Source organism: Nocardiopsis prasina DSM 43845 (assembly GCF_000341265.1).
GTDB classification, from domain to species: Bacteria; Actinomycetota; Actinomycetes; order Streptosporangiales; family Streptosporangiaceae; genus Nocardiopsis; species Nocardiopsis prasina.
Genome location: NZ_ANAE01000138.1, coordinates 1 through 11,307, shown reverse-complemented (window position 1 = coordinate 11,307; position 11,307 = coordinate 1). Strand labels below are relative to the sequence as shown.

Genomic DNA, 11,307 nt, shown 5'->3' with positions numbered 1-11,307 from the left:
GGGGCTGCGCTGGTGGGTGCCGGTGTCGTACTCGGGCCGGGAGAAGGAACCGCTGTCGTAGGACGCGCCGGACGTGAACGAACTCGCCGCGTACCCACCCGTCAGAGGATCGGTGGACCCGGGGAGCTGGTGCCCGGGGACGGTCGGGCCGCCCATCGGCTGACCCGGCGCGGGCTGCGCGCCGGCGTCGGGAGCGGAGTGGGCGCCGCTCGGGCCACCGTGGCCCGCTCCGGACCCGAGTCCACCCAGCGAGGACAGGTCGGGGCGCTGGTGGGCGCCGGTGTCCATGCTCGACCAGATCGGTGAGCTCAGGTCGTGGCCGCTGGCCGGGGTCGGACGGAACCCGGGGTCCAGGGGGTCGGAGGACGCGGGAACCGACCCGCCGACACCGCCGCCNNNNACCCCCCCGCGGGGCCCCGTCCCGCCGCTCAGCGGCGGGTAGTCGGAGTGGTTCGTCGACCCGCTGTCGTACGACGAACGCCCCTCGCCCAGCGGTCCACCGCCGAGTGAACCGCCGCCCGGGTTGCCGCCGCCCAGCGGTCCGCCGCCGAAGGAGCCGCCACCCAGTGGGTCCTGCGAGATCGGTTCCCGCCGCTCAGAGGGCCGGATCGGCTCGCGGCCCTCGAAGGGGTCACCGGTCGAGGGGGGACGCGGGCTCCAGGAACCCGGCCCCAGCGGGTCGTCGTCCAGAGAGGAGGGGGAGGGAGCCGCGGCCCGGGCCGGGGGGAGCCCCTGCGTGGGGGGCAACCCTTGCGTGGGGGGCAGACCCTGGGTCGGCGGCAGCGCCGCCGGGCCCTGGCCGAGCCCCTGCTCGGGCGGGCGCTGCTCCCGGTGGCGCGGAGCGGGCTCGGGCGGCGCGGGCGTGTTGCTCTGTCCCAGACTGGCCAGCATCGCCAGGTCGGTGGGGCCGGTGGGGCCGCGCTCCGGCTGGGCGGGAGAAAGGGCACTCGCCCCGGCGGGCGGGGCCTGGATGACGGTGTCCTGGCGCGCCGACGCCCGGTCGTCCTCGTAGTCGTCTTCGTAGTCGTCCGCGTAACCGTCGTCGTCACCGGGTCCGGTGGCGTCCGCGCGCCCGCCGGAGCGGGCGGGGGCCGCGTCCTCGTCGCTCAGACTCGACCAGAAGTCATTGTCGGAGAGCCCGTCGGAGTCGTCCTCCCAGTCCACACCGCGCTGGCGCTTGCCTTTGGAACGCCGTTCCGGCCTGCCCCCGGCGTCCTGGCGCGATCTGCGGGACCGGCCCCTGGGGGCGACCTCGTCGTCCTCGGGGTCATCGTCCCGCTCCCGCCGGTCGCGCCGGTCGTCGCGGTCGTTGTCCTCGACGTCGTCGTACTCGTACTCGTCGTCGTAGTCGTCCTCACGCGAGCCGATGCTGAGCGCGCGCATCCCCAGGAGGAGGAGCACGAGCACGGCGAGCACGACGATGACGGCGGTGATGATGATGACGGTGACGGTCATGGTGTACGCACTACCTTGGGGAGGTCGGCCGCGCCCGGGGAGCGCCTGGGACCGGCCTGGCGAGTACCGGTCGGGGGTGGAAGGCGGCGGCCCGGTTCCGCGTGGACCCGACGTGCCGGGGCCCGGTGGCTGGCAGGGCGCGACCGCCGGTGATCCGACGCGGTCTCGGGTCAGGGTGCCGCGGGGCGGTTGGACGGGTATCGGTCAACTGAAATGGGGTGAGGGGCACGGACCCACTGTATGCGCTGTCGCGCGCTGTGTGCAGAGGGCGACGGGTGCTTCCTCAGTTGTTCCCCGTGCGGTCGGTCGGGCGGGTCCGTCCGGTTTCGAGCGCGGAGAATCGCTGACTATGACCCATTTCACTCGCTGCTGGTGAGCAGCGTACCCCGGGCCACGGCCTGGTTCGCGATGGCCTCAAGGGTCAGGTCCAGGGCCGCCCCCTCGGGCAGGTCCAGGTGCCCCTCCAGGGCGTACACGGTGAACCGAAACTCGTGCACGTCGCTCTCCTCGGGGCAGGGAGCCCCGTAGGCGGCGTCACCGGCGGTGTTCTGTCCCTGCTTCGCGTCGCCCGGGACGGTGTTCTGCCGTAGCTCGACCAGCTGCGGGTCCAGGTCGTAGACCATCCAGAACACGACGGCGGCGCTCGGGTCGTCCACCACCAGCGCGATCGAACCCACGTCGTCGGGCAGACCCGACCAGCTCAGCGGCGGCGACACCGGCTCGCCGTCGGCCTCACACGAGTACGCGGCGGGAAGGGGCTGCCCCTCCTGCATCATCGGGCTGGTCACGTTGATGTCGGTCGGCATCTCACCGCTCAGCTCCGAGGAGACCCCGCAACCGGTCGACGCGAGCAGGGCGGCGCCCACCGCCACGGCACCCGCGCGGGTACCGGGAGAGGTTCGGGGCAGACCGTGCGCGGCGGTGGTCCGGAGGGAAGGCAAGACCGGGAACAATGGGGCTCCTGCTGGACTTTCGGGCCAAAAGGCGAGACTCGCGGTACGTCGGACCGGGCGCGGGGGGACCCCGGACCGGTCACGAGGGAACCGTGCGCACGGGCACCTCGACGGTCGGCGCGACACGGTCCTGAGCGAACCCTACTGCGATCGGCCGCGACCACGGCATTCCGGACCGTTCACGGACCCGCGTCGCGAGGGCGTCCCCGCCCGCCGCGGCCCGGCCACGACGCCCGGGTCGCCCCCCGGATCGGTGATGATGGGTCGGTGCGGTTCTCCCTTCTGGGGCCCCTCCAGGTGCACGACGCCTCCGGAGAGCCCCTCACCATCGGCGGCGCCCGTCTGCGCGCCCTCCTGACGCTCCTCCTGCTCCGCCCCGGCCAGCAGGTGTCCACCGAACAGCTCACCGACGCGATCTGGGGTGAGGACGCACGCGTCGCCTCGGGCAACGCGCTCCAAGCCCTGGCCTCCCGCCTGCGCCGCGCCCTGGGCGGTGGCGTGCGTCTCCATGGTGACGCCTACGGGTACCGGCTGGAGGTCACCCCTGGGCAGGTGGACCTCCACGAGTTCGACGAGCTCGCCAGGCACGGGCGGGAGCGGCTCCTCGCCGGTCGTCCGAAGGAGGCCGAGCGCGCCCTGTCGGCGGCACTGGCCCTGTGGCGTGGACCGGCCCTGCCCGACCTCACCGTCCACGGTGTGGCCGAGGACATCGCCCTGCGCCTGTACGAGGCCCGACGCACCGCGCGCGAGGACCACCTGGAGGCCCGGATCGACCTCGGCCGCTTCGTGGAGGCTCTGCCCGAGGCGGAGGCGCTGGCCGCAAGGGAACCGCAGCGCGAACGCCCCGTCGAACTCCTCATGCGCGCCCTGGCGGGCAACGGTCGGACCGCCGACGCCCTGGCCGCCCACGAGGCCTTCCGGGAGCGGCTCGCCGACGAACTCGGTCTGGACCCCTCCGACCACCTCGGGCGGGTCCACCTGCGGCTTCTGCGCGGAGAACTCGTGCCCGACGACTCCGTGCCAGCGGAACCGCAGCCCCCAGCGGTGGTCCGTCTGCCCCGGACCCTGACCGGTTTCGTCCCACGCGACGCGGAGGTGCGCGCGGCGGTGAAGGGCCTCTCCGCCGCGCGGTTGGTCACCCTCACCGGCCCGGGTGGGTCTGGCAAGACCCGGCTGGCGGTGGAGGCCGCCGCCCACCTGGCCGAACACGCACCGGAACTCGCCGCCGGAGGTGTGTGGTTCGTCGGTCTGGCCCCAGTGCGTCAGGGCGCCGACCTGCCCGACGCACTGGCCACCGCCCTGGACCTGCGCGGGCAGGCCGTCTTCCAGACACGCGCCGCCGTGCTGCCGCTGTCCCCCCTCGAACGGGCCGTCTCCTTCCTGGGGGAACGCTCCGGGCTGATCGTGCTGGACAACTGCGAGCACGTGGTGGACGCCGCCGCCCGCCTGGTCGAGGTCCTGCTCACGCGCTGTCCCGACCTACGCGTGCTCGTCACCTCCCGGGAACCCCTGGGAGTCGGGGGCGAGATCCTGCTGCCGGTGCCCTCGCTCGACCAGCCGCCCGAGGACGCGGGGGTGGAGGAGGTACGGAGCTACCCGGCCGTGACCCTGTTCTCCGAGCGCGCGCGGGCGGTGCTCCCCGGCTTCACCGTCGACGCCGACAACGTGGGCCACGTCGTCCGGATCATCCGCGAACTCGACGGCATGCCGCTCGCGCTGGAACTGGCCGCCGCGCGCCTGCGCGCGATGTCGCCAGCCCAGCTCGCCGACCGCCTCCGGGACCGGTTCCGCCTGCTCACCAGCGGTAGCCGCTCGGCACTGCCCCGCCACCGCACCCTGCGGGCGGTGGTCGACTGGAGCTGGGAGCTGCTCGACGAACCCGAGCGCCGCCTCCTGCGCCGCCTGGCCGTCATGCCCGGCGGGGCCACCCTGGAGGCGGTCGAACGGGTCGGGTCCGATCCGGACGGCCCGGACGGGACCGTGGCCGGGCACGATGTCTGGACGGTCCTGTTCGCCCTCGTCGACAAGTCGCTCGTGGTGGCGCAGACCCCCGAGGGAGAGGACACCCCCGCCCGCTACCGGCAGTTGGAGACCGTCCGCGCCTACGCGACCGAACGCCTCACTGCCAGCGGTGAGGAGGAGCGCGTCCGGGACACGCAGGCCCGTTACGCGCGCGACCTGTGGCGTCAGGGCGACCCCGAACTGCGCGGCCCCGGCCAGCGGCACTGGTTGGCCCGGCTCGGTGCGGAGTCCGACAACTGCGTGGCGGCCTTCCACTGGGCGGTGGAGCGGCGAGACGCCGCCCTGGCCCTGGACCTGGTCGAGCACTCCCAGTGGTACTGGTCCCTGGACGAGCACTGGCAGCAGACCGCCCGGTGGTCCCGTCAGGTCCTGGAACTGGTGGGCGACTCTCCTCCTGAGGGGCACGAGGTCGCCTACGCGAGCTGCCTCTTCCACCGATCCGGGGAGATGGACCTGGGCCGCGCCACCGTCGTCGAACGCCTCGGCCGGGTCGAGGAGGTGCTGGCGGGGGCCGGGCTCCGTGCCGAGGACCACCCCGTGCTCATCCTCTGCCTGGTGTACCGGTCGATGACCGACGGGTATCCGGGAGGCCCGTCCCGCACCCGCCTCGAGGAGAGTCTCCGGGACCAGAGGGACCCCTGGGCCCGGGCGATGACGCACCTGATGCTCTCGCTCCTGGACGGGGTCCACGGGGACGCGCGCGGGGCCGTGGAACGGGCCACCACCGCGTTGGAGTCCATGCGTGAACTCGGCGACGTGTGGGGGCAGTGCAACGCGATCGTGCACCTGGTGGACGTGGTCCGTTACACGGACCTGGAACGCTGCCGCCGCCTGCTCGACGGGGGGATCGCCCTGGCGCAGGAGGGCGGGCTGGAGGGGGTCGTCGCCATGTTCCGGACCCGGCGCACCCAGATCCTGGTCGACCTCGGTGAGGTGGCGGAGGCCGAGCTGGACCTCAGGCGGCTCCTGGGCGGTTCGGCCGAGGACGAGCACCTGGTGTCCCTCCGGCTCACCCAGATCCAGTGGCTGTGCGCCGCGGGCCGCATGGTCGAGGCCCGGCGGCTCCTGGAGGAGACCGAACCGTCCGTGGCCGCCCTGGGCGGCTTCGCCCCGGCCTACGTCGAACCCGCGTGGCGGGTGCAGGCCGCCGACCTCGCCTGGGCGCAGGGCCAGACGGACCTGGCCTGGCGGGAGGTGGGCCGGGCCTGGTGGCTGGCCCGGTTCGGGCTGGGACCGTTCGGCGCCGACGTCCTGGACACCATGGCGTCCATGGTGGCGGGGGAGGAGCCGGAGTGGGCCGCGTTCATGCTCGGTTACGCCACCCAGCTGCGTGGGGTCGCCGACACCGCCACGCCCAAGGGGCGCCGGGTCCGTGCACGGCTGGAGGAGGATCTGGGGGCGGAGGGGTTCGCGCGTCTGCTCGCGGAGGGCGAGGACAGCGATCGGGAGGCCGCTCGGGACCGGGTGGCGCGGTGGCTCGCCCCGATCGTCCCGGACGACGTCGACCTCGGGGACTGGGCACTGTGAGGATCCCGCCGGCCCCCGCGTGACCCCAGGGCGCCCCGGCGCGCTGGACACCGCCTCACACGGCGGCGCCCAGCGGCCCGGGGATCAGGTGCGGCGGCGGTAGGCCCATACGGCCAGCGGGAAGAAGATCGCCGTGATCACCACGGTCCAGAACAGGGTCCAGGCCACGGGAGCGGCGGCGTCACCGCCGAGCATGAGCCCGCGCATGGCGTCCACCACGTGCGTGACCGGGTTGTTCGCCGCGATCGGAGCCAGCCAGCCCGGCATGTTGTCGGGAGCGACGAACGCCGAGCTGCCGAAGGTGAGCGGGAACAGCAGGATCATCCCGAACGACTGCACCGCCATCGGCGTGCGGACGAGCATGCCGACGAAGGCCGACATCCAGCACAGCGCGAACGCGAACAGCAGGATCAGGGCGCTGGCCGCCAGCACACCGAGGAACCCGCCCTCGGGACGGAAACCGATCGCCACGCCGACCAGCATGACCATGACGACGGTGATCGCGTACCGGACCAGGTCACCCAGGATCGCGCCGATCAGCGGGGCCGAGCGCGCGATGGGCAGGGACCGGAACCGGTCGAAGATGCCCTTCTCCACGTCCTGGCTCAGGCTGAAGCCCGTGCCCATCGTGGCGAACACCACCGACTGCGCGACGATGCCTGGCATGAGGAAGTCGCGGTAGCTCTGCCAGTCGCCCATCATCGCCTGTCCGAAGACGAAGACGAACAGGGTCACGAACATCACCGGTTGCAGCATCAACCCGAAGACCTCTTCGGGGTTGGCCCGGATCTTCAGGACGCTGCGCCAGGTGAGCTGGAGCCCGTGCTGGACGGTCGTCAGAGGGGAGATGTGCGCGGGCGCCACCGGCGCGCCCTCCTGTGCCGACCTCGGCCGGGTCGTCACGGCGCTCATGCTGGGGTCCCTTCGTTCGCGGGCTGACCCGCGGTCTCGTCATCGGCGGGGTGGCCGGTCAGGGCGAGGAACACCTCGTCCAGGCTCGGCTTGCGCAGGGAGAGTTCGGCGACGGACACGCCCTGCTCGTCCAGGCGGCGCACCGTCTCGGGCAGCACGCCCACGTCGGTGACCGCGACGCTGGCCAGCAGCCCGTCGGTCGTCACCGGTGAGCTGGTGACGGCCTCGACGATCCGGGTGGCCAGCGGCAGCTGCGCGGGGTCCACGGTGCGCAGTTGCAACACCTGGTTGCCCGCGTGGCTCTTCAGCTCCTCGGGAGTGCCTCGGCTGATCACCTTGCCGTGGTCCAGCACGACGATGTCGTCCGCGAGCTGGTCGGCCTCCTCCAGGTACTGGGTGGTGAGCAGCACGGTCACGCCGTCGGACACGAGGTCGCGCACCACGTCCCACAGGCCGTTGCGGCTGTGCGGGTCCAGACCGGTGGTCGGCTCGTCCAGGTAGAGCAGCGCGGGGCGGCCCACGAGGCTCGCGGCCAGGTCCAGGCGGCGGCGCATACCGCCCGAGTAGGTCTTGGCGGGGCGGTCGGCGGCGTCGGAGAGTCCGAACCGTTCCATCAGCTCCCTGGACCGGGCCCTGGCGCCGGCGCGTCCGAACCCGAGCAGGCGGGCGATGAGCACCAGGTTCTGGGTGCCGGTCAGCTCGGCGTCGACCGCCGCGTACTGGCCGGTCAGGCCGATCTGGCGGCGTACCTCGTGTGGTTCGCGCACCACGTCGTGGCCGCCGACGGTGGCGTGTCCGGCGTCGGGCCGCAGCAGGGTGGAGAGGATGCGTACGGTCGTCGTCTTACCGGACCCGTTGGGTCCCAGGACGCCCAGTACGGCCCCCGCTCTCGCCGTCAGGTCCACTCCGCCAAGGGCGGTCTTGCCCTTGAAGTGCTTGACCAGACCCTCCGCGCGGATGGCGTCAGTCATTGGTCCTCCGTTTCAACGTCTGTCCCCGAGTGTGCCGACCTGCACTGACAGAACGCTGACAGCATGGTTCGCCCCGTCCTGACATCATTGGCGCCCGCTGTGGTCCGGGGGGGACGTCCTAGACTCGTGCACGTGATGAACACCCCGCCCCACGACGCCATTCCCCCCTCGGGACAGTTCCCCGATCCGCCCGGACCGGCCGGGACCGCGCGGCTACGACCTCCGTTGCGCAGGGTGAGCGGGCGTGCGATCGGAGTGTGGACGCTCCGGCTGCTCTTCGGCGCGGTCTTCAACCTGGTCCTGTTGAGCCTGGTCGCGTGGGCCGCGAGCGCGGCTCCTTGGGGCTGGATCCCCGAGTGGGCCTCACACAACGCCTGGGCGCTGCCGGTCGCCTACTCGGTCTACGCCGTGGCCAAGATCGCGATCGTCCCGTCCTGGCGGTACCGAGTGCACCGCTGGGAGGTCGCCGACGACGTGATCTACACCCGTGAGGGGTGGATCAGCCGCGCCTGGCAGCTGGTCCCGGTGAACCGGCTCCAGACCGTGGACCACACCCAGGGATGGCTGGAGAGGATCTTCGACGTGGCCACACTCCAAGTGCAGACCGCCTCCTACGCCGGTTCCTCGACCATCGAGGGGCTGGACGCCGACGAGGCACGCAGGCTCAGCGAGGAGCTGGCCGTGCGCGCCGGAACCCTGCGGGACGACGCGACCTGATGGACGAACAGCACGGACGCCACGAAGAGCGCGGGCCGGACGAGCCGGACGGGCCCGGCACGGACCCCGCCGGTCCCGATTCCGACGCGGCCGGGGGAGCGAGCTCCTGGGTAGCCCCGGGCAGCACACCCTCCGAACCCCCGACCGCACCGGACGGAGGCGGTTGGGCGGCTCCTGGCGCGGCGCCCCGCCACGTCTCGGAGCCGTGGCCGGTGGATCACCGTCCCGGGGACCGCTCCTGGACCGGGAACCACCCCGGGCAGGGGGCCAGCCAGCCCGGACCCGGTCCGCGCTCCGGGCCGCCCGATCACGGTCCCGTCCGCCGTCCGGGCGAGGGTCCCCGCACCTGGTCCGCCCCCGGACCCGCCCCGGGGTCGAACCCCTGGACCGGCCGTGACCCCGGACCCCGGCAGGGGCCGGGCACCGCCCCGGGCGCCTGGTCCGGCCACGGGACCGCCTCCTGGCAGGGTGGCGCTGCGGGCGACAGCCCCGGCGACGAGGGCGGGAGCGCGGGCGGGCCGGGCTCGGGCCACGGCCCGGGACCCCAGCCCTGGAACCAACCGCAACAGCCGTACCACCCGAACGCGCCGCAGCAGCCGCACCCGCAGGGCGCCGGACCGTACCCGTGGCACCCCGTGCCTCCGGGGCAGGTCGCCGGCGGAGGGACCCCCGGTGGCGAGACCGCCCGATCCTGGTGGGGAGAGGCACAGCCGCCACCTCCGTCGACGGGGTTCGGGGCGGAGAGCGCGCGGAGACTCAGCCCGCGCACCATGGTGGTCGGGCCGATCAACCAGCTCAGGAGCCTCCTCCTTCCGGTCCTCGCCGGTCTGGTGCTCGGAGGGTTCAACCCGTGGTTGCTGGCCGCCACGGGAATGGGCGTCGTCGTGCTCCTCGTCGGCGGGTTCGTCACGTGGCGGACCTTCCGCTACGAAGTGGGTGCGGACCGGGTCGAGATCAGCAGGGGCCTGATCCGGCGTTCACGGCGCACGATCCCCCTGGAACGGGTGCGGGGGGTGGACGTCACCAGCTCCCTGCTCCACCGCCTGCTGGGTGTGGCCGTGGTTCGGATCGAGGCCGCCGCCGGTTCGGCGGCCGGGACCGAGGACGGCAAGCTCGACGCGGTCTCCGCCGAGGAGGCAGAGCGGCTGCGCCGGGTCCTGCTGCACCGCAAGGCCGTGCTCACCGAACAGGAGAGCGGCCCGGGGGCGGCCGTGCCCGGAGAGTCCGGCGGTACCGGGGGAGTGCCCCCCACCGAGGGTTCCGCGACCACGGGTGTGCCCTCGGGAGAGGGGGACCCCGACGAGACCGTCACGTACTTCAGCATGCCCCGGAGGTGGTACCTGTACGGGGCGCTCAGCCTGGGCTACCTGCTGACGCCGTTCGTGGTGCTGGCGACCCTGTTCGGCATGGTGCAGCAGTCGGCCGGGCAGATGGTGACCGACTACTTCATTGACTGGGTGACCACGGCGGACCGTGCCTTCCTCGTGTTGTTCGGGGCGGTGTTCGCGGGTGTCCTGGTGCTGCTGATGCCGGTGTTCGCGGTGGTCTCCTACGCCATCACCCACTGGGGCTTCTCCCTGAGGGATCGAGACGGGTCGCTGGTCGCCGAGCGCGGCCTGTTCACCCGGCGCAGCGTCACTCTGGAGAAGCGGCGCATCAGAGGGTACGAGTTGCAGGACAACCCCCTCGAACGCACCCGCGGGGTGGTGGGGCTGCGCGCCATCGTCACCGGCCTGGGTGACGCCGCGACACGCGCCGTGCTGCTGCCGGTCGGTCCGAGGTCGACGGTGGAGCCGGTGGTGGACCGGGCACTGACCCTGTTCCGGGGGCGACTGGTCCGGCACCCCCGCGCCGCGTTGTTCCGGCGTCTGACCCGCGCGGTCCTTCCCTTCGCGGCCGTCGCCTCGGTGGCCGCGTACTTCGACGTCACCTGGCTGGCCGTGGCCGCCGGGGCCCTGGCCCTTCTGGGGGTGCCCCTCGGGATCGACCGCTACCGCTCACTGGGGCACGGCTACGACGGCGAACGGGTGAGCGTGCGGTCGGGCTCGCTGTCCCGTTCGCAGGCCACGGTCGAGCGGTCGGCGGTGATCGGGTGGACCTGGACCCAGACGCTCTTCCAACGCCGCTCCTCGCTGGCCAACCTCCAGGTCACCGTGGGCGCGGGCACGGGAGGCTACACGGCGCAGGACGCCGCGCTCGACGGGTCCGTGGCCTTCGCCGCGCGGATCACCCCGGAGATGGTGCGGCCCTTCCTGGCTGGGGAAGAGCAGCGCGGGCCCGGTGACGGCGCCGGTGAGGCGCCCCGGGGCTGAGTCGGCGGACCACCGGGCACAGCGGTGAGGGGCGGTCGCACGATGGCGACCGCCCCTCACCGCTGTCCGCCCGGCCCCGGAGACCACTGGTCCCCGGGGCCGGGTTCGCTCACTCGCTCTTCTTCGAGCCGAACATGATCTCGTCCCAGGAGGGCACCGAGGCCCGGCGCCCCCGCCCCTTGCGCTTGGCCGCTCCGCCCGCCGGGGAACCGGTCGCGGCCGTCGGGACGGCCGGAGCCGGGGGAGCCTGGTCGGCGGCGCGGCGCGGCGTGCCCTTGTCGTTGAGGTCGATGGTGGCCCGACGGCGGCGCGGGCGCTGCTGCGGGTCCTCAACCGCCGGGGCCTCGGCCGGTTCCACGTGGGGCGCGGGCGCCGGTGCGGGCCGGGCGTCGAGCCAGTCCGGCGCCGAGGGCGGCTCCGGAGGCTGCCGGTACTCGT

At 73.4% G+C, this 11,307-nt stretch carries 6 protein-coding genes and 1 pseudogene; 3 read left to right on the top strand and 4 right to left on the bottom strand.

Annotation, left to right across the window (positions count from 1 at the left end):
• Positions 1–1,814: 1,814 nt before the first annotated feature.
• Positions 1,815–2,408, bottom strand: coding sequence for a YbhB/YbcL family Raf kinase inhibitor-like protein (locus D452_RS0115225; protein ID WP_017545014.1), 594 nt, complete (start codon positions 2,406–2,408; stop codon positions 1,815–1,817).
• A gap of 267 nt (positions 2,409–2,675) precedes the next feature.
• On the opposite strand from D452_RS0115225, the gene D452_RS0115220 reads away from it, so the two are divergent.
• Positions 2,676–5,957 carry a BTAD domain-containing putative transcriptional regulator gene (locus tag D452_RS0115220; RefSeq protein ID WP_017545013.1) on the top strand — a complete coding sequence of 1,094 codons (3,282 nt, stop codon included), beginning with the start codon at positions 2,676–2,678 and terminating at the stop codon, positions 5,955–5,957.
• 84 nt (positions 5,958–6,041) lie between these two features.
• Here the strand turns inward: D452_RS0115220 and D452_RS0115215 are convergent, their stop codons facing one another.
• On the bottom strand, positions 6,042–6,869 hold the full coding sequence (locus D452_RS0115215; protein WP_026129339.1) for an ABC transporter permease: 828 nt from the start codon (positions 6,867–6,869) through the stop codon (positions 6,042–6,044).
• Entirely contained in the window at positions 6,866–7,840 is a 975-nt protein-coding gene (locus D452_RS0115210; protein ID WP_017545011.1) for a daunorubicin resistance protein DrrA family ABC transporter ATP-binding protein, read from the bottom strand. The genes D452_RS0115215 and D452_RS0115210 overlap by 4 nt, the downstream gene beginning before the upstream one ends.
• Positions 7,841–7,975: 135 nt before the next feature.
• Between D452_RS0115210 and D452_RS0115205 the strand changes: the two genes are divergently transcribed.
• The gene (locus D452_RS0115205; RefSeq protein WP_193374240.1) at positions 7,976–8,557 is read left to right on the top strand and encodes a PH domain-containing protein; all 582 of its coding nucleotides are present in this window, start codon (positions 7,976–7,978) and stop codon (positions 8,555–8,557) included.
• A gap of 212 nt (positions 8,558–8,769) precedes the next feature.
• Entirely contained in the window at positions 8,770–10,869 is a 2,100-nt protein-coding gene (locus tag D452_RS0115200) for a PH domain-containing protein (protein WP_394297088.1), read from the top strand.
• 109 nt (positions 10,870–10,978) lie between these two features.
• Here D452_RS0115200 and D452_RS28350 read toward each other — a convergent pair.
• A pseudogene (locus D452_RS28350) lies at positions 10,979–11,307 on the bottom strand (septation protein SepH); the annotation flags it as partial.

What these genes read in the sequence shown, in the direction of transcription:
- D452_RS0115215 (WP_026129339.1), bottom strand. Translation starts at nt 6,869, where the DNA reads ATGAGCGCCGTGACGACCCGGCCGAGGTCGGCACAGGAGGGCGCGCCG.
- D452_RS0115210 (WP_017545011.1), bottom strand. Translation starts at nt 7,840, where the DNA reads ATGACTGACGCCATCCGCGCGGAGGGTCTGGTCAAGCACTTCAAGGGC.
- D452_RS0115205 (WP_193374240.1), top strand. Translation starts at nt 7,976, where the DNA reads ATGAACACCCCGCCCCACGACGCCATTCCCCCCTCGGGACAGTTCCCC.